Genomic DNA, 18,290 nt, shown 5'->3' on the forward strand with positions numbered 1-18,290 from the left:
CCCGACCGGGTGCCGGCCCCGGTCGGGCGGCCCCGGCGACCGCGGCCCTCCCGCGGGTCGTGCCGCCGGAAACGGTGGCCGGATTCCGCGTCGCGATTCCGGCGGAACACCCCGCCTCTCGCGATTCGGGAGGAATCGCCGCCACACCGTGCGAGACGCTTCGCAGCGGCCCGGGTTCGGCGGATCACACGACTGGTCGTCACCCATTGCGGCGGCATTCCCGGACGGCTTCCCGGTGGTGGCGGGTGACGGCCGGACGTGCGCTTCACCACCGACGACCAATGGGTCCCGGAACGAGTGATGATCTGACTCGATCCCGTGTTCGATTCCGAAAAGGCCGTCCCACCGACCGTCACGTTTGGGGTGGTGCTCATCACCGCGCAGGCGGTTTCGCGGGTGGCGGTGAACCCCGTACGGTCGCGGGATCGTCAGGTGCCACAAGTGCCTCACCTGGAAAAGCTGCTCGGGAGGTTCGGGATGTCGGAGACGACGAACATCGCGTTGCCGTCGATGCGCGTGTCCTACGAACAGGGCTCGCTCACGGAGGGCGATCTCGCCGCCTCCTGGCACGAGCAGTTGCAGCTGTGGCTGGACCAGGCCACCGGCGCGGGGCTGCCCGAGCCGAACGCGATGGTGCTGGCCACCGCCGACCCGGACGGCCGGCCGTCGTCCCGGACGGTGCTCGCCAAGGGGCTCGACGCGCGTGGTCTGGTGTTCTTCACCAACTACACGTCCGCGAAGAGCCACGACCTGATGGCCACCCGCTACGCGTCCGCGACGTTCCCGTGGTTCGCGATGCAGCGCCAGGCGCACGTGCGGGGCACCGTGGAGAAGGTCGGTCCCGAGGAGACGGCGCGTTACTGGGAGAGCCGCCCGCGCGGGTCGCAGCTCGGCGCGTGGGCGTCGCCGCAGTCCAGGGTGGTGACCGGGCGGTCCACTCTGGACAGCGCGTTGCACAAGATCGAGCGGCAGTTCGCGGACGCCGAGCGCGTGCCGGTGCCGCCGCACTGGGGCGGCTGGCGCATCCGCCCCGAGGAGGTCGAGTTCTGGCAGGGCCGCCGGGACCGGATGCACGACCGCCTCCGCTTCCGCCTGGGTCGGGACGGCTGGGAGGTCCAGCGCGTAGCGCCGTAGCGGTGGCGCAAGTCTCGGTTCACGACCGTTTAGTTGTCGTACGCTAACCGGAGTGAGGAGACTGCTGGGCAAGGTCGCCATCGACACCCGCCCGTTGCAGGTCGTGGCGTACCGGCGGCTGTGGACGTCGACCGTCGTGACCGCCATCGGCAGCCAGTTGACGGCGGTCGCCGTGCCGAAGCAGGTCTACGACATCACCGGCTCGTCGGGCTGGGTGGGTGTCTCCGCGGGCGTCGCCCTGGTGCCGCTGCTGGTGTTCGGGGTGTGGGGCGGCGCGGTCGCGGACGTGGTCGACCGGCGGAAGCTGATGGTGGTCACCAACATCGGCATCGCCGTCACGTCCGTGCTGCTGTGGGTGCAGGCCGCGCTCGACGTGCGCAACGTCTGGCTGGTCATCGCCCTGCTCGGCTTGCAGCAGGTGTTCTTCGCCGCGAACTCGCCCGCGCGGACCGCGTCCATCGCCCGCCTGGTGCCCGCCGACCAGGTGCCCGCGGCCACCGCGCTGGGTTCGACGGTGATGATGTTCGGCGGCGTGTTCGGCCCGATGCTGGCGGGCGCGTTGATGCCCGTGGTCGGCATCGCGACCCTGTACCTGGTCGACTCGGTGGCGTTGACGGTCACCATCTGGGCGGTGTGGAAGCTGCCACCCCTGCCGCCGCTGGACGGGGTCGTGCGGCGGGCGGGGATCAAGGACGTCGTCGACGGGTTCCGGTACCTGGCGGTGCAGAAGCTGCTGCTGGCGTCGTTCCTGCTGGACATCATCGCGATGGTGTTCGGGATGCCGCGCGCGTTGTTCCCGGAGATGGCGGAGACGACGTTCGGCGACCCGCCCGGCGGCGGCCTGGCCCTGGGTTGGCTGTTCGCCGCGATCCCGCTCGGCGCGATGCTGTGCGGCCTGGTGTCCGGGTGGACGTCGCGGGTGCACCGGCACGGCGTCGGCGTCGTGCTGTCGGTCGTGGCGTGGGGCGTGGCGATGATCGGGTTCGGCCTGTCGCCCACGCTGTGGTCGGCGGTGGTGTTCCTGGCGATCGGCGGTGCGGCCGACATGGTCAGCCTGGTGTTCCGCAGCGCGATCTTGCAAACGGCGTCGACCGACGAGATGCGCGGCCGGATGCAGGGCGTGTTCGTCGTGGTGGTCGCCGGCGGGCCGCGCCTGGCGGACCTGGCGCACGGCACGGCGGGCGCCGCCATCGGCCCCGGCGCGGCCAGCGCGTGGGGCGGACTGGGCGTCGTGGTCGCCACGGCCGTGGCCGCCCTCCTCATCCCCGCCGTCTGGCGCTACCGCTTCACCCCTGAACCCGTCGCACAAACCTCCCCCACGCCGTCGTCGGGAGGTTGAGCGTCGGGCCGGGGTGCTTGGAGTCGCGGGTGTGGACGCGGTCGCCGTCGTAGGCGACTTCGACGCAGTTCGCACTGCTCGCACTCCGAGAGCTTTTGCGCCACAGGGTCATGGCGTGATGATTTCACGCCAGGCGCTTGAGGTACTCCGCCGTTTCCTCCGGGGTGAGTGCCTGGTGGAGGAGTTGCGACCACGTGGCGTCGAAGACCTCGATCTGCTCCGGCTCGTCCAGGAAAACGCTGGAAACCTTGTTCTCCAGCAGCACGAGGCCGGCTTCGTCGTCGTACTCCAGGATCACGAACGCGCCGCTCATCGCCGCGTGCAGGCCAGCGTCGGCGGGCAGGACCTGGACCACGACGTTGGGCAGTTCCGCGGTGTCCAGCAGGTGTCGGATCTGCCGGGCGTGCGCGCCGGGACCGCCGAAGTCGCGTTCCACCGCGCCCTGCTCGATGATCGCGTGCAGCTTCAGCGGTGCGGCGCGGGTCAGCTTCCCCTGGCGGGCCTTGCGGCTGCCGACCAGGGCTTCGACCTCGTCGACGGACAGGTCGTGGCCGGTCGCGGTGATGATCTCGCGGGCGTACTCGGTGGTCTGGAGCAGGCCGGGGATCATCAGGGGTTCGTAGAACAGCAGCCCGTTGGCTTCCTCCTCGAAGTCCGCCCACGTGTGCCAGTCCTCGCCCGGCAGGTTCGAGTTGTTGATCCGGAGCAGTCCTCGTTGTTCGGCGTGGCGGGCGAGGTCGAGGAGGTCCACCCGCTGCCTCCGGGAGACCCCGTAGAGGTCCAGCAGCTTCTCCAGGTCGTCCAGGTAGACGCCGATCTCGGAGGTCTCGATGCGGCTGATCTTGCTGCCGGACATGCCGACCGCCTCACCCGCGCCGTCCGTGGTCCAACCGGAGGCGTTCCGCAGCCTGCGGAGCGCGTGGGCGAGTCGTCGGGAGCGGACCGAGCGTCCGGCGCGGCGTGCCACGGCGGACACGTTAGGGCCGGCCCCGTGGTGTTCACCAGGGCGATCACCTGATGGTGTCATTGCTGCTGGAATTGAAGCGCTGCAAACTCTATTCCATGGACCAAGCACCGGAGATCAAGCGGGACTGGGTGTTGCCGTGCGACGGGAATCGCGGCCGCGTGTTCGAGATGGGGGTGACGCTCGGCGCGGTCGAGTTGCACCTGCCGGACGGAGCCGACTGCATCCGCCTCGAACGGCAGCAGGTCGCGGCGTTCCGGGCGGCGCTGGCGGAGGCTGTCGTGTGTGCCGATGACGACCTGAGGGTCGCCTCGAACGGGCACGGCCCGGAGTGATCCGGCACACTGCTGGGGCATGGCGGAAGCGACGAGCGCACCGGAGCTGAAGCGGGCCATCGGGCCGAAGTTGCTGCTCTTCTTCGTGGTCGGCGACATCCTCGGCACGGGCATCTACGCGTTGACCGGCAACGTCGCCGGCAAGATCGGCGGCGCGCTGTGGCTGCCCTTCCTGATCGCGTTCGCGGTGGCCTTCCTGACCGCGTTCAGCTACCTCGAACTGGTCGGCAAGTACCCGCGCGCGGCGGGCGCGGCGCTGTACGCCAACCGGGCGTTCAAGGTCCAGTTCCTGACCTTCATGGTCGCCTTCGCGGTCATGAGTTCCGGGATCACGTCGGCCTCCTCGGCGGCGCTGGCGTTCGGGCGCACCTACCTGGACGCGATCGTCCGCGAGTTCTTCTCCGACACCTTCACGGTCTCCGCGACGCTGGTCGCGGTCCTGTTCATCGTCGGCCTGGGCGCGGTCAACTTCCGCGGCGTGTCCGAGTCGGTCAAGGCCAACGTGGTGCTGACCTGCATCGAGCTGTCCGGCCTGCTCATCGTGATCGCCATCGGCGGGTACGCGGTGGCGGTCGGCGCCGGCGACGCGAGCCGCCTCACGCAGATCGACCCCGCGCCCGACCAGTCGGTCCTGGTCGCCGTCACGTCCGCGACGGCGCTGGCGTTCTTCGCGATGGTCGGCTTCGAGGACTCGGTGAACATGGCGGAGGAGTGCCGCGACCCGGTGCGGATCTTCCCGCGCGCGATGCTCTGGGGCATGGTCGTCGCGGCGACGGTCTACGTCCTGGTCGCGATCGCCTCGTCGCTGCTCATCCCGGCCGACGAACTCGCCGCGTCCGGCAGCTCCGCGCTGCTGCGCGTGGTCGAGGTCGGCGCGCCCGGCTTCCCGCTGTGGGTGTTCTCGCTGATCGGCCTGTTCGCCGTGATCAACTCGGCGTTGATCAACATGCTCATGGCGAGCCGCCTGGTCTACGGCATGTCGCGGGAGCGGATCATCCCCGCGGTGTTCGGCACGGTCCACCCGTTCCGCCGCACGCCGTGGATCTCGATCGTCTTCACCAGCGGCGTGGCGGTGGTGCTGGTGTGCACCACCGACATCGCCCGGCTCGGCGGCACGACGGCGTTGCTGCTGCTGGGCGTGTTCACCCTCGTCAACATCGCGGTCCTGGTGCTGCGCAAGGACCCGGTCGACCACGAGCACTTCCGCGCGCCCACGTGGGTGCCGGTGCTCGGCGCGATCACGTGCGCGTACCTGGCCAGCCCGCTGTCCGGCCGCCCCGTCGACGACTACCTGATCGCCCTCTACCTGCTGGCCGCCGGCCTGGTGCTGTGGGTGGTCAACCGCGTCATGCACGGCAAGGTGGACTACGACGCCGCGAAGCTGTCCGACGAACCGTCCTGAGTGGACGGCGGGAAGAACGGTGGACTCCGTTCGATCGGTCCACCACGCGCCGCCGCGCGGTGCCAGGATGGGTGACGTGCTGGAGATCGCCCGCGGCGCGGCGCGCGCCGTCATCGCCCCGACCGGCGCGGGGCTGAAGTCGTTCGAGGTCGCCGGCGTGCCGTACGTCGAGACCTACCACGACGCACCGCCGATGGGCAGCGGCGCGGTGCTGGTGCCGTGGCCCAACCGCACGGCGGGTGCGCGCTGGGCCCTGGCCGGCCGGGAGCAGCGGCTCGACGTCACCGAACCCGCGCGCGGCAACGCCATCCACGGGCTGGTCCGGCGCACGACGTGGGACGTCGTCGAGCACGCCGCCGCGCACGTCACCCTGGCGACGCCGGTGACCGGCGCGGGCTGGCCGGTCGAGCTGCGCACCACCATCACGTACGCGGTGGACGACGAAGGACTGACCGTCACGCACGGTGTGCACAACGTGGGCGCGGAACGGACCCCGTTCGGCGTCGGCACGCACCCCTACCCGCGAGCCGGGCACTCCGCGACGGACGAGACCGCGCTGTCGCTGGCGGCGACCACCGAGCTGCCGCTGGACCCGGTGACCATGGTCCCGTCCGGCCCGGCGGCACCGGTCGCGGGCGAGCGGGACTTCCGCGTGGCGCGCCTGCTCGCCGGTGTCCGTCTGGACACGCCGTTCGGCGGCTGCGAACCAGTGGACGGCCTGGTCAGGCACGTGTTGCGGGGCCCGGGTGGCGGGGTCGAGGTGTGGGCGGACCCGGACTTCAGGTGGGTCCAGGTGTACACGCCGGACGACTTCCCGGGCCGGGGTCGCGCGGTGGCCGTCGAGCCGATGACGTGCCCGCCGGACGCGCTCAACTCGGGTGTCGACCTGCTCTGGCTGGAGCCCGGCGACGCGTGGTCCGGCAGGTGGGGTTTGCGTCCGCTCGACTAGGTTGTTAGCGTCGCTAAACATGAACGTGGCGATCACTGGCGGTTACGTCGTCCCGATCTCGGGGACGCCCATCGAGAACGGCACGGTCCTGGTCCGGGACGGCAAGATCGCGGAGGTCGGCGCGGACGTCGTCGTGCCGCCGGGCTTCCGGGTCGTGGACGCGGCGGGCGGCTGGGTGCTGCCCGGTTTCGTGGAGGCCCACGCCCACCTCGGCGTGCACGAGGAGGGCGAGGGCTGGGCGGGTCAGGACACCAACGAGATGACCGACCCGAACGGTGCCCGGCTGCGTGCGCTGGACGCCCTCAACCCGGCCGACGTCGGTTTCGCCGACGCGCTCATGGGCGGCGTCACCACGGCCGTGATCAAACCCGGCTCGGGCAACGTCATCGGCGGCCGGACCGTCGCCGTGAAGTGCTGGGGCCGCACCGCGGACGAGATGCTGGTGCGCGAGCCGGTCAGCGTCAAGAGCGCCCTCGGGGAGAACCCCAAGCGCGTCTACGGCGAGCAGAAGAAGCTGCCGTCCACGCGGCAGGGCGTCGCGGCCGTCATCCGCGACGCGTTCACCAAGACCCAGGACTACGTCGCCCGCAAGGCCGCCGCCGACGGCCCGTTCGAGCGGGACAACACGCTGGAGGTGCTGTCCCAGGTGCTCGACGGCACCCTGCCGTGGTGCCAGCACTGCCACCGCGCCGACGACATCGCGACCGCGCTGCGGCTCGCCGACGAGTTCGGCTACCGGCTGATCGTCAACCACGGCACCGAGGGCCACCTGGTCGCGGACCTACTCGCCGAGCGGAACGTGCCGGTCGTGATCGGGCCGCTGTTCACGTCGCGGTCCAAGGTGGAGGTCCGGAACCGGTCGCTGCACACGCCCGGCGTGCTGGCGCGGGCGGGCGTGGAGATCGCCATCACCACCGACCACCCGGTGGTGCCGATCAACTTCCTGGTGCACCAGGCGACGCTGGCCGTGAAGGAGGGGCTGGACCGCGACGTGGCGCTCGCGGCCCTCACCGCGAACCCGGCCCGCATCATGGGCCTGGCGGACCGCGTCGGCTCGCTGACGCCCGGCCTGGACGGCGACGTGGTGGTGTGGTCCGGCGACCCGCTGGACGTGATGAGCCGCGCCCTGCGCGTCTTCGTGGAGGGCCGCGAGGTCTACCGGTACGAGGACGGCGAGGGCGTCGTCGAGGACCCGTACCACCGGGAACCCTGAGACCCCGGGCGGTCGGTGGTCGAGTTCCCCCTTCCGCCGACCGCCCGGCCCCGGGTCACCGCCGCAGCTCGCGCCCGATCACCAGGCGCTGGATCTGGTTGGTGCCCTCGAAGATCTGGAGCACCTTCGCCTCGCGCATGTACCGCTCCACCGGGAAGTCGCGGGTGTAGCCCGCGCCGCCCAACACCTGCACGGCGTCCGTGGTGACCTTCATCGCGGCGTCCGTGCACACCAGCTTCGCGATCGCCGCCTGCCGCGTGAACGGCAGGCCGCGGTCACGCCGGCGGGCCGCCGCCAGGTACGTGGCGCGAGCCGACTCGACCGCCGCCGCCATGTCCGCCAGCAGGAACTCCAGGCCCTGGAAGTCGATGATCGCCCGGCCGAACTGGGTGCGCTGCTTCGCGTACGCCACAGCCTCGTCCAGCGCCGCCTGCGCCAGGCCGACCGCGCACGCCGAGATGCCGAGCCGCCCGGAGTCCAACGCGGACAAGGCGATCTTCAGCCCGTCGCCCTCCGCGCCGATGAGCCGGTCGGCGTCCAGCGCCACGTCCTCGAACCGGAGCTGCGCGGTGATCGACCCGGTGAGGCCCATCTTGCGCTCGGGCGACGCGGCCGACAGACCGTCCGCCGCACCGGGCGCGAGGAAGCAGCTCACGCCCCTGCCGCCCGTGTCCGCCGTGCGGGCCATGAGCGTGTAGAAGTCGGCCACCCCCGCGTGCGTGATCCACGCCTTCGTGCCGTTGACGACGTACTTGTCACCCTCGCGCTTGGCACGCGTGGACAACGCGCCCGCGTCGGAACCCGCGTGCGCCTCGGACAACGCGTACCCGCCGAGCAGGTCGCCCCCCAGCACGTCCGGCAGCCAGCGCTCCTGCTGCTCCTCCGTGCCGAACGTGGCCAGCGCGTAGGTCGACATGACGTGCACGGACAGGCCGACGCCCACGGACATCCACGCGCCCGCCACCTCTTCGAGCGCCTGGAGGTACACCTCGTACGGCTGCTCGCCGCCGCCGAACCGCTCCGGGTACGGCAGGCCCAGCAGGCCGCTCTTGCCGAGCAGGCGGAAGGTCTCGCGCGGGAACCGCGCGTCCTCCTCGGCCGCCGCGGCGTGCGGTGCCAGTTCGGCGCGGGCGATCTCCCGGACCAGGTCCAGCAGGTCCTCGGCTTCGGTCGTGGGCAGCAGGCGCTCGGCGGGCATCTTCGACCTCCGCGACGGCCGGTGCCGTCGATCGACGGGAGCGTACTGTCAGCTGTACTGTAGGACGTACTCCAGTATCATCGCCAGGGGCTGTGACAGAGTCGTCCCATGACCTCCTCGATCGCGCGCAGACCGCTCACGCCCCGGCAGGTCGACCTGCTCGCCAAGCTGGAGGCGCTGGTGCTGGCGGAGGGGTTCGCGCACTTCACGCTGGACGACCTGGCCGCACGCCTGCGTTGCTCCAAGTCCACCCTCTACGCGCTGGCGACCAGCAAGGAACAGCTCGCCGTGCGCGTCGTGGGCCGGTACTTCAAGGGCGCGGCGGAGCGGATCGAGCAGCGGGTGGCCGGTGTCGCCGACGTCCGCGACCGCATCGACACGTACCTCACGGGCGCGGCGGAGGAGCTGCGTCGGGCGTCCGCGCAGTTCATCGCGGACGTGTCGGCGTACGCCCCGACACGGTCCACCTACGAGCGCAACGCGCGTGCGGCGGCCGAGCGCATCCGCTCGTTCATCCAGGACGGTGTGCAGAGCGGTGTGTTCCGCGAGGTCCACGCCACCCTGGTGGCGGAGATGGCGGGACTGCTCATCGAGGGCATCCAGACCGGCGTGCTCACCCGTCGGGCCGGCGTGTCGGACGCGGAGGCGTTCACCGCGCTCGGTGAGCTGCTGCTCGACGGCCTGCGCAGGGAACGGAGCCGGACGTGATCGTCATCGCGGGTGAAGCCCTGGTCGACCTCGTGCCCACGGCGGGCGGCGACCTCGCGCCCCGGCTCGGCGGCGGGCCGTACAACGCGGCCGTGGCCGCCGGGCGGCTGGACGCGCCGGTCGAGTTCCTGTCCCGCGTCTCCACCGACCTGTTCGGCGACCGGCTGCTGGACCGGCTGCACGCGGCGAACGTCGGGACGGACCTCGTGCAGCGCGGACCGGAGCCGACGACGCTCGCCGTGGTCGGGCTCGGCGACGACGGCTCGGCGCGGTACTCGTTCTACGTGGAGGGCACGGCCGACCGGCTCGTCACCGACCCGGGTCCGCTGCCGCCGTCCGTGCGCGCCGTGTCGTTCGGCACGCTCTCCCTCGTCCTGGAGCCGGGTGCGAGTGCGTACGAACGCGTGCTGTGGCGGGAATCCCGGCGCGGCGCGCTGACCGTGCTCGACCCGAACGTCCGACCCGGACTGATCCACGACCCGCTCGCCTACCGCGACCGGTACGCCTCGTGGCTGCCGCACGTGGGTCTGCTGAAGGTGTCCGCGGACGACGCGCGGTGGCTGGCCGACCTGCCCGCCGACGCGCCCGAGGACGCCGTGCTGGACGTCGTGCGCGACTGGCGGGCGGCGGGACCCGCGGCCGTCGTGCTCACGCTCGGCTCGGACGGGTTGGCCGTGGTGACCGCCGGCGGCGAGGTGATCCGTGTCCCACCGGTCCGGGTGAACGTCGTTGACACGATCGGGGCGGGCGACACGGTGCACGGCGCGTTGCTCGCCTGGCTGCACGACCACGACGCGCTCTCCGCCGACGCCGTGCGCGGCCTCGACACCGCCCGCTGGACCGCCGCGCTGTCCTGGGCGGGCGCCGCCGCGGCCATTACCTGCTCGCGCGCGGGAGCGGAACCGCCATTCAAACGCGAGCCGGGGATGACCTAGCTCTCACCCGCGTTGAGGTGGAGGAACGCGGCAAAACGGCTACGGTGGGGAGGCGCGCTAGCCACCCGTGCATCCAGTGTGATGCCGGTCCCACCTCGCAGAATCGGTTCACGCCGCGGCTGTGTAGCGGGTCGCCCGCCGACTAGCGTGGCCACAACTGACAGGACCCCAACGGGGTGGTGCTGCGGTGCGGAGAGCCCATGGCCTCCGCTTGCGCGCGTGCGAGTACCCGCACCAGGCCACCCCGCCCTAGCGTGAGAGGGACTCTGAATGCCCGACGCGACGACTGCGCCGAACGACACCCGTACCGTCGCGCTGCGCCATCAGGGCGGAGAGCACGAGATGAAGGTAGTGCCGGCCACCGAGGGTGCGCCCGGCATCGATCTCGGCAAGCTCCTCGCCACCACCGGACTGGTCACCCTGGACAGCGGGTTCGTCAACACCGCGTCCTGTTCGTCCGAGATCACCTACATCGACGGTGACGCGGGGATCCTGCGCTACCGCGGTTACCCGATCGAACAGCTCGCCGCGAAGTCCAACTTCCTGGAGGTCAGCTACCTGCTGATCTACGGCGAGCTGCCGACCCGGGCGCAGCTCGACGAGTTCTCGTCCAAGATCAACCGCCACACGCTGCTGCACGAGGACCTCAAGCGGTTCTTCGACGGCTTCCCGCGTGACGCGCACCCGATGCCGGTGCTGTCCTCCGCGGTGTCGGCGCTGTCCACCTTCTACCAGGACAGCCTCAGCCCGTTCGACGCCAACCAGGTGGAGATCTCCACGATCCGCCTGCTGGCCAAGGTGCCGACCATCGCGGCCTACGCGTACAAGAAGTCGGTCGGCCAGCCGTTCCTCTACCCGGACAACTCGCTGGGCCTGGTGGAGAACTTCCTGCGCATGACGTTCGGCTTCCCCGCCGAGCCGTACGACGTGGACCCCGACCTGGTCCGCGCGCTGGACCTGCTGTTCGTGCTGCACGCCGACCACGAGCAGAACTGCTCCACCTCGACCGTGCGCCTGGTCGGCTCCTCGGAGGCCAACCTGTTCGCCTCCATCTCCGCCGGCATCAACGCCCTGTTCGGCCCGCTGCACGGCGGCGCGAACAGCGCGGTGCTGGAGATGCTGGAGAAGATCAAGGCCGACGGCGGCGACGTCGAGGCGTTCGTGCGCAAGGTGAAGAACAAGGAGGACGGCGTCCGCCTGATGGGCTTCGGCCACCGGGTCTACAAGAACTACGACCCGCGTGCCGCGATCATCAAGAAGACCGCGGACGAGATCCTCGGCAAGCTCGGCGCCGACGACCAGCTCCTGGACATCGCCAAGAAGCTGGAGGAGACCGCGCTCGCGGACGACTACTTCGTGGAGCGCAAGCTGTACCCGAACGTCGACTTCTACACCGGCCTGATCTACCGGGCGATGGGCTTCCCGACGAAGTTCTTCACCGTCCTGTTCGCGCTGGGCCGCCTGCCCGGCTGGATCGCGCACTGGCGCGAGATGATCCAGGACCCGGCCACCAAGATCGGCCGCCCGCGCCAGGTCTACGTGGGCTCGCCGCAGCGCGACTTCGTGCCCGTCGAGCAGCGCTGACGCCGTACCGGCAATCCCGAGGCCCGTGCCCCTCGCCGCGAGGGGGTACGGGCCTTTGTCGTTATCTTTCAGGGAGCCTGCCTGATAATTAGCTGTCCGGGTCGGCCGTCCGCGCTGGGTCTGCGTGGTTATCTATCAGGGAGCCTGCCTGAAAGATAACCACCCGATGTCGTGCGGGCTGGTGCGTGCGCTCCTAGGGTCGGCGGCGTGGACTCTACGACCGTGGTCTGGTTCCGCCGCGACCTGCGGGTGGCCGACCACCCCGCGCTGGCCGCCGCCGCCGACCGCGCGCGGCAGGCGCTCGCCCTGTACGTGCTCGACCCCCGGCTGCTCGACGTCGCGGGCCGCCCGCGCGTCGACTTCCTGTTCCGCTGCCTGCGCACCCTGGACGAACGGCTCGGCGGGCGGCTGATGGTGGTCACCGGCGACCCGGCCGAGGTGGTGCCGCGGGTCGCGAGAACCGTTGGGGCGTCGGCGGTCCACGTGTCGGCGGACTTCGGGCCGTACGGGCGGGAGCGGGATGCCGCGGTTGCGGACGCGGTCGAGCTGGTGCGGGCCGGGTCGCCGTACGCCGTCGCGCCGGGCCGGGTGCGCAAACCCGACGGCACGCCGTACCGGGTGTTCACGCCGTTCTCCCGGGCGTGGCAGGAGCACGGGTGGCGGCCACCCGCCGCGACCGACGAGTCCACAGTGGACTGGATAGAGCCGCCCGAGTCCGAGCCGCTGCCGCCGGGCGAGGGGCTGGCGGACGCCGCGGCGGAGTGGGCGGCGTTCCGCGACGAGCGGCTGCCCGACTACGCCCGCGACCGGGACCGGCCGGACCGGAACGGCACCAGCCGCATGTCCGCGTACCTGCGGTGGGGCGTGGTGCACCCGCGGACGTTGCTCGCCGACCTCGGCGGCGACGCGGGCTCGCGCGCGTACCGGTCGGAGCTGGCGTGGCGCGAGTTCTACGCCGACGTGCTGTGGCACCGCCCGGAATCGGCCCGCCGCAACCTGGACCGCCGGTTCGACCGCGTGGAACTCGACCACGACCGGGAGCGGTTCCGGGCGTGGTGCGCGGGGCGCACCGGGTTCCCGTTCGTGGACGCCGGGATGCGGCAACTCCTCACCGAGGGCTGGATGCACAACCGGGTGCGGATGGTGGTGGCCAGCTTCCTGGTGAAGGACCTGCACCTGCCGTGGTGGTGGGGCGCGCGGCACTTCATGAAGCACCTCGTGGACGGCGACCTCGCGTCCAACCAGCACAACTGGCAGTGGGTGGCCGGCACGGGCACCGACGCGGCACCTTACTTCCGCGTCTTCAACCCCGTGACGCAGGGCGAGAAGTTCGACCCGGACGGCGACTACGTGCGCCGCCACGTCCCCGAACTGCGCCACGTTCCCGGCCGCGCGGTGCACCGGCCCGCGAACCCGATCGTCGACCACGCCCACGAACGCCGGATCGCCCTGGCCCGCTACGAGGCGATCCGCGGTTGAGGCAGCCGCACCGTCCGCTGTGGACGGACCGGTCGGTGTCAGTGGCGGGTGGTGAGGACTTCGCGGAGCTTCACGCGGGTTCCCGTGCGCAGCACGGCGTTCGCGTACACCTTGCCGCCCAGCCACGTGATCGCGGCGACGGCCAGCAGCGCCAGCACCAGCGCCAGCAGCACCTGCCACAGCGGCGCGACGCCCAGCGCCATCCGGCCCGGCATCATGATCGGGGAGAACGGCGGCAGCACGGACAGCACCGCCACCAGGGTGTCCGACCCGTCCTGCACCATCAGGTTGATGCCGACCACGAACACCACCACGATGGCCATGCTGATCGGCGTGATCACCGACTGGAGTTCCTCCTGCCGCGGCACGAGGGACGCCGCCGCCGCGAACACCGTGGCGTACAGGAAGAATCCCAACAGGTACCACAGGACGCCCACGGCCAGCGCACCACCCGCGACACCCGGCAGCGCGACCACACCGGACACCGCGGCCAAGCCCAACCCGACACCGCCGATCAGCACGAGCTGCACCAGCCCCACCAGACCGAGGCCGATCACCTTGCCCAGCAGCAGGTGCCACGGCCGCAGCGTGGACAGCAGGATCTCCACGACCCGGCTGGACTTCTCCTCCACCACGCCCTGCGCGACCATCGTCCCGTACACCAGCAGCGAGTAGTACAGCAGCGCGGCGATCACCACACCGACGACCAGGCGCTCACCGCGCTGGGGGTCGGCCGGCTCCAGCGCCACCACGTCGACCTTCGCCCGGTCGACGTTGCGCGCCACGTCCGCCGGGTTCAAGCCCACCTCGGCCAGCTGCGCGTTGAGCACCTGCTGCTTGACGATCAGGTCGATCGAGTTGCGCAGGTCGTCGTTGAGCCGTTCCTTCACCACCACGCGCAACGCGTCCGGCGCGCCGGTCACCAGCGCGGACACCTCGCCGTCACGCACCTGCCGCTCGGCGGCGGCGACGTCGGTGACGTCCACGGTCTCGATGTCGCGCCCGAACGACTCCGCGGTCTGCCGCAGCGGCTCGGCGAGCACGGTCGCCTGGCCGTTGAGCGCGACCGTGTCGCGGCTCGCGTTGTCCAGCAGCAACGCCTGGAACAACACGAAACCGCCCATCAACGCGAGGACGACCACCGTGCTGATCACGAACGACCTGGTGCGCACCCGGCTGGTGAACTCGCGCCGGGCCACCAGGAACACCGCCCGGCTCGGGGACAGTCCGCTCATGCCTCGCGCTCCTCGGTCACCACGCTGCGGAACAGTTCGGCGAGCGTCGGCCGCTGCCGGGTGAACTCGCGGACCGGCGCGACGGCCAGCGCGGCACGCAGCACGGCCTGGTCGTCGGCGTCCGGCCCGAGTTCCACGACGGTGCGCGTCCCGGTCACGGACACCACGTGCGCGCCCGGCACGGCGTCGGCCCAGCCGGGCGGCGCGCCGGGCGCGTCCACGACCAGCCGCACCGCGCCGGACGAGCGCAGCTCGTCGACCGTGCCGCACGCGACCAGCGAACCGCCGCGCACGATGCCGACCCGGTCGCACAACCGCTCCACCAGGTCGAGCTGGTGGCTGGAGAACACCACGGGCACGCCGGTCGCCGCGGTCTCGCGCAGCACCTGGCTCATCACGTCCACCGCCACCGGGTCCAGGCCGGAGAACGGCTCGTCCAGCACCAGCACGTCCGGCTCGTGCACCAGGGCCGCCGCGAGCTGCACGCGCTGCTGGTTGCCGAGGCTGAGCTTCTGCACCTCGTCGCCGCGCCGGTCGCGCAACCCGAGGCGGGTGATCCAGTTCTCCGCCGAGCGGTGGGCGTCGTCGGTGGACATGCCGTGCAGCTCGGCCAGGTACACGAGCTGGTCGAGCACCTTCATCTTCGGGTAGAGGCCGCGTTCCTCGGGCATGTAGCCGATCCGCCGACGCGTCTCCAGGGTGACCGGAGCGCCGTTCCAGCGCACCTCGCCCGCGTCGGCCGCGAGCACGCCGAGGGCGATCCGCATGGTGGTGGTCTTGCCCGCGCCGTTGCTGCCGACGAAACCGAACAGCTCGCCGGCGCGGACGTCGAAGGCCATGTCGCGCAACGCGACGACATCGCCGTAGCGCTTGGAGACCCGGTCGATCTCCAGCACGCCCTGTGCCACGGTCGCTCCCCTCCTGTCGGTCACCCGCCGTACACCCGCGTCGACAGCGGCTCGAACGGCTCCCGGCCGAACACCGCCTCCACCGGCAGGCCGAACTCCTCGCAGATGCGCAGCGCCAGGTCGAGGCTGGGGTAGTGGTCGCCCCGCTCCAGCGCGCCGATCGTCTGCGGGTTGACCGCCACCGCCCGTGCCAACTCCACTCTGGTCATACCGCGTTCGGCCCGCAGCACCCGGACCCGGTTGTGGATCGGCCGCTGCGGCTCCCGGCGTGCCGGACTCATGCTACGAAGTGTTGCGAAAACCCAACAGAACGGCAAGTAAACAATTCACACAATGAGCCGAACGGCGGTATCCGCATCGGCTCGACCCGGAAATCACGATTCGGTGAAACGATACGGCCCCGGGAACCGGATCGACCGACGACCGGTCGGATGTGTCGTGGGCCGCAAGCCCCGTTGCCTGGAGGGGTGACCAGATGGAGCCGATGGAGCCGGACCAGTGGCTCGCGCAGTACGGCCAGAAGATCGAGCAGGCCAAGCAGAACGCCGAGCAGGCGCGCAGCCAACTCGGCGAGGTCGGCGGCAGCGCCACGTCGCCGGACGGGCTGATCACCGTCACGGTGAACGCGTCGGGCGCGCTGACCAACCTCATCCTGCGGCCCGCACTGCGCGGCGAGGACCCGGAGCGCGTCTCGGCCCAGATCATGACCGCGGTGGGCAACGCGCAACGCCAGGCCGCCGGCCAGGTCGTGCAGATCATGACCGACTTCGTCGGGGACGGTCCGGCCCTGGACTTCGTCAAGGCGAACATGCCCAACGGCTATTCGGGTGACGGAACCGACGGCGCGGAACCGGAGTCCGAGGTCCAGCGTCGAGACACCAGGCCCGATGACGACTACTTCACCAACCCACCAGACGTGATGGCCTGAGCAGGGGGTAGATGTCCATGTTCGTGTCGTTCAACGTGAGTCCGGAGGAGATCCGGAAGCACGCCGGCACGGTCGACCAGCTGACGCAGCGGATGCTCTCGGCCACCCAGACCGCCGACCCGTCGCTGTCGACCGACGCCTTCGGCGCATTCGCCTCGTTCCTGGCCTCCTTCCTGCTCAAGACCGCGGGCACGTCCCAGGACATCCTCGGGCAGGCCACCGAGACCATCGCCGACATGTGCCAGGGCCTCAAGGAAGTCGCCGACCTCTACGAGAACGTCGACCTGGACAACGCGTTCGGGTTCACCGGAAGGGCACGTGGATGAACGCGCAGGCCGGTACGCAGGGGCGCGACCCCTCCTACCTGATCGGTGACGTGCAGGGCACCGTCGCCGCCGTCGAGCGCGGTGACTGGGTCCAGGCCGGACTGGGCATCGCGAACACGGCCATGGGCATCGTCGGCCTCTCCACGAACCCGTTGTCGGGCTTGCTGTCCGCCGGTTTCAGCTGGGCCATCCAGCACGTGGACTTCCTGCGGGAGCCGTTCGACGCGCTGCTGGGCAGCCCGCAGGCGATCCAGCGGATGTCGGACAGCTGGGCGTCCGCCGCGAAGCAGATCGAGGGCATCGTCGCCGACTACCGGCGCACCGCCGTCGAGGAGACCCGCGGCTGGAAGGGCCGGTCCGCCGACGGCTACCGCGCGGCGGCCGTGAAGCACGCGAGCGGCCTGGAGACGCTGGGCAAGGCGGCCAAGGGCATCTCCAACGCGGCCAAGGGCGCGGGCGAGCTGGTGGCCACCGTGCGCAAGACCATCATGGACCTGATCTCGCAGGCCGTGTCCGAGATGGTCATGAAGATCATCGAGTGGTTGGCGGCGTCGTTCCTCACCTTCGGCGCGGCCATCGCGGCGGCGATCTCGGACATCGTGCGGATGGCCGTCAGCTACGCCAAGAAGCTGATGGACTTCCTGAAGAAGCTGGGCGAATCGCTGAAGAAGCTGATCGACCTGGTGAAGTCGGTGCAGCAGATCGCGTCGACGGCCAAGCAGATCCTCCAGGCGATCACCGCGATGACGCACTCCAACAAGGGCGCGGGTGGTGGCGGCGCGGGTCCGCGCAACTCGGCGGGCGGGCTCGGCCTCACGGAGGAGCAGCTCGCCGGGATGGACCGGAACGCGCGCGAGCGGTACGCGAACACCGGTGCGGGCGGCGCGGGCGGCACCACCAACCCCAGCGGTTCGCCGAACGCGGGTCAGCCGGTGGTCAGCCGGCCGCCGTCGTTCGGCGGTGACGCGGGCGCGGGCGGCGTGACGGTCCCCGGTGGCAGCGGTGGTTCGGGTGGTTCGGCGCCCGGTCCCGTGGTGAGCCGGCCGCCGCAGGTCGGCACGGGCTCCGGCGGCGGCGCGAGCAGCGGCGGCCACTGGGAGCCGGGCCGGTGGGTGCCCGCGGGCGGCTCCAACCAGCTCCCGCCGCGGGTCAACCCGATCACGTACCCGTCGGGCTACACCCCGCGCGACACCACGCACGCCACGACCACCACGCCGAGCACGCCCTACGTGCCGACCGCGCGCCCGTTCACGGCGAGCGAGCTGCCGAGCACGGGCGGCGGCGCCGGTGGTGGCGCGGGCGGCGGGTTCGGCGGCGGTGGCGGCGGCTTCGCGGGTGGCGGCGGCGGTGCCGGCGCGGGTGGCGCGGGCGCGGGTCAGACGCTCCAGGCGGGCGGCTCGTCCGCCGTGCTGCCGGCGGGCACCGGCGGCGCCGGTGGTGGCGCGGGCGGTGTCGGCGGCGCGCCCGGTGGCGGTCGCGGCGGTGTCGGCGGCATGGGCGGGATGATGGCCCCGATGGCCGCCGCGCCCGGCCAGGGCGGCGGCAAGGACCACCAGCGCAAGGTCCGGCTGGAGGGCGAGCCGCTGATCGAGGAGCCGCCGAGGGCGGCCAAGCCGATCATCGGCGAGTGACGGTCGGCGGCTGACGACGGCG

At 71.4% G+C, this 18,290-nt stretch carries 19 protein-coding genes; 13 read left to right on the forward strand and 6 right to left on the reverse strand.

Annotation, left to right across the window (positions count from 1 at the left end):
* The first annotated feature begins 477 nt into the window (after positions 1-477).
* Entirely contained in the window at positions 478-1,134 is a 657-nt protein-coding gene (gene pdxH / locus KZQ38_RS17605; protein WP_219443539.1) for a pyridoxamine 5'-phosphate oxidase, read from the forward strand.
* 52 nt (positions 1,135-1,186) lie between these two features.
* Complete coding sequence (locus KZQ38_RS17610) at positions 1,187-2,473, forward strand: MFS transporter (RefSeq protein ID WP_219443185.1); 1,287 nt, start codon at positions 1,187-1,189, stop codon at positions 2,471-2,473.
* On the opposite strand, the gene KZQ38_RS17615 is transcribed toward KZQ38_RS17610, so the two are convergent.
* The gene (locus tag KZQ38_RS17615) at positions 2,421-2,585 is read right to left on the reverse strand and encodes a DUF397 domain-containing protein (RefSeq protein WP_219443186.1); all 165 of its coding nucleotides are present in this window, start codon (positions 2,583-2,585) and stop codon (positions 2,421-2,423) included. The genes KZQ38_RS17610 and KZQ38_RS17615 overlap by 53 nt on opposite strands.
* Before the next feature lie 12 nt (positions 2,586-2,597).
* Entirely contained in the window at positions 2,598-3,440 is an 843-nt protein-coding gene (locus KZQ38_RS17620) for a helix-turn-helix domain-containing protein (protein ID WP_219443187.1), read from the reverse strand.
* A 95-nt stretch (positions 3,441-3,535) separates the two neighbouring features.
* Between KZQ38_RS17620 and KZQ38_RS17625 the strand changes: the two genes are divergently transcribed.
* The 4 genes from KZQ38_RS17625 to KZQ38_RS17640 all read left to right on the forward strand — a co-directional run bounded on the left by KZQ38_RS17625 (position 3,536) and on the right by KZQ38_RS17640 (position 7,336).
* The gene (locus KZQ38_RS17625) at positions 3,536-3,772 is read left to right on the forward strand and encodes a hypothetical protein (protein WP_219443188.1); all 237 of its coding nucleotides are present in this window, start codon (positions 3,536-3,538) and stop codon (positions 3,770-3,772) included.
* A 19-nt stretch (positions 3,773-3,791) separates the two neighbouring features.
* Complete coding sequence (locus KZQ38_RS17630) at positions 3,792-5,174, forward strand: APC family permease (RefSeq protein WP_219443189.1); 1,383 nt, start codon at positions 3,792-3,794, stop codon at positions 5,172-5,174.
* 67 nt (positions 5,175-5,241) lie between these two features.
* Entirely contained in the window at positions 5,242-6,123 is an 882-nt protein-coding gene (locus KZQ38_RS17635) for an aldose 1-epimerase family protein (RefSeq protein WP_219443190.1), read from the forward strand.
* Positions 6,124-6,142: 19 nt separating this feature from the next.
* Positions 6,143-7,336: an amidohydrolase gene (locus KZQ38_RS17640; RefSeq protein ID WP_219443191.1), complete on the forward strand. Its 1,194-nt coding sequence runs from the start codon at positions 6,143-6,145 to the stop codon at positions 7,334-7,336.
* A 55-nt stretch (positions 7,337-7,391) separates the two neighbouring features.
* On the opposite strand, the gene KZQ38_RS17645 is transcribed toward KZQ38_RS17640, so the two are convergent.
* On the reverse strand, positions 7,392-8,534 hold the full coding sequence (locus tag KZQ38_RS17645; protein WP_219443192.1) for an acyl-CoA dehydrogenase family protein: 1,143 nt from the start codon (positions 8,532-8,534) through the stop codon (positions 7,392-7,394).
* Between the two features lie 108 nt (positions 8,535-8,642).
* Here KZQ38_RS17645 and KZQ38_RS17650 point away from each other — a divergent pair, with 108 nt between their 5' ends.
* The 4 genes from KZQ38_RS17650 (at position 8,643) to KZQ38_RS17665 (ending at position 13,240) form a co-directional block, all read left to right on the forward strand.
* The gene (locus tag KZQ38_RS17650) at positions 8,643-9,242 is read left to right on the forward strand and encodes a TetR/AcrR family transcriptional regulator (protein ID WP_219443193.1); all 600 of its coding nucleotides are present in this window, start codon (positions 8,643-8,645) and stop codon (positions 9,240-9,242) included.
* Complete coding sequence (locus KZQ38_RS17655) at positions 9,239-10,177, forward strand: carbohydrate kinase family protein (RefSeq protein ID WP_219443194.1); 939 nt, start codon at positions 9,239-9,241, stop codon at positions 10,175-10,177. The genes KZQ38_RS17650 and KZQ38_RS17655 overlap by 4 nt, the downstream gene beginning before the upstream one ends.
* 270 nt (positions 10,178-10,447) lie before the next feature.
* Complete coding sequence (locus tag KZQ38_RS17660; RefSeq protein WP_219443195.1) at positions 10,448-11,761, forward strand: citrate synthase; 1,314 nt, start codon at positions 10,448-10,450, stop codon at positions 11,759-11,761.
* 207 nt (positions 11,762-11,968) lie between these two features.
* The gene (locus tag KZQ38_RS17665) at positions 11,969-13,240 is read left to right on the forward strand and encodes a cryptochrome/photolyase family protein (RefSeq protein ID WP_219443196.1); all 1,272 of its coding nucleotides are present in this window, start codon (positions 11,969-11,971) and stop codon (positions 13,238-13,240) included.
* A gap of 38 nt (positions 13,241-13,278) precedes the next feature.
* Here KZQ38_RS17665 and KZQ38_RS17670 read toward each other — a convergent pair whose 3' ends face one another.
* Genes KZQ38_RS17670 through KZQ38_RS17680 form a run of 3 tightly spaced genes read right to left on the reverse strand, consistent with a single transcriptional unit; the run spans position 13,279 to position 15,664 of the window.
* Positions 13,279-14,475, reverse strand: coding sequence for an ABC transporter permease (locus tag KZQ38_RS17670; RefSeq protein WP_219443197.1), 1,197 nt, complete (start codon positions 14,473-14,475; stop codon positions 13,279-13,281).
* A complete protein-coding gene (locus KZQ38_RS17675; protein ID WP_219443198.1) occupies positions 14,472-15,383 on the reverse strand; it encodes an ABC transporter ATP-binding protein in 912 nt (303 codons plus the stop codon). Before KZQ38_RS17675 ends, KZQ38_RS17670 begins: the two co-directional genes overlap by 4 nt.
* Before the next feature lie 20 nt (positions 15,384-15,403).
* Positions 15,404-15,664, reverse strand: a complete 261-nt coding sequence (locus KZQ38_RS17680; RefSeq protein ID WP_219443199.1) for a helix-turn-helix transcriptional regulator — start codon at positions 15,662-15,664, stop codon at positions 15,404-15,406.
* Positions 15,665-15,858: 194 nt separating this feature from the next.
* Between KZQ38_RS17680 and KZQ38_RS17685 the strand changes: the two genes are divergently transcribed.
* From KZQ38_RS17685 to KZQ38_RS17695, 3 genes are read left to right on the forward strand one after another with little or no spacing between them, the layout of a single operon-like run.
* Positions 15,859-16,311: a YbaB/EbfC family nucleoid-associated protein gene (locus tag KZQ38_RS17685; protein WP_219443200.1), complete on the forward strand. Its 453-nt coding sequence runs from the start codon at positions 15,859-15,861 to the stop codon at positions 16,309-16,311.
* A gap of 11 nt (positions 16,312-16,322) precedes the next feature.
* Complete coding sequence (locus tag KZQ38_RS17690; RefSeq protein ID WP_219443201.1) at positions 16,323-16,637, forward strand: type VII secretion target; 315 nt, start codon at positions 16,323-16,325, stop codon at positions 16,635-16,637.
* A complete protein-coding gene (locus KZQ38_RS17695; RefSeq protein ID WP_219443202.1) occupies positions 16,634-18,268 on the forward strand; it encodes a WXG100 family type VII secretion target in 1,635 nt (544 codons plus the stop codon). The genes KZQ38_RS17690 and KZQ38_RS17695 overlap by 4 nt, the downstream gene beginning before the upstream one ends.
* Positions 18,269-18,290 lie beyond the last annotated feature (22 nt).

This window comes from Saccharothrix obliqua (assembly GCF_019375475.1).
Taxonomy (GTDB): domain Bacteria; phylum Actinomycetota; class Actinomycetes; order Mycobacteriales; family Pseudonocardiaceae; genus Actinosynnema; species Actinosynnema obliqua.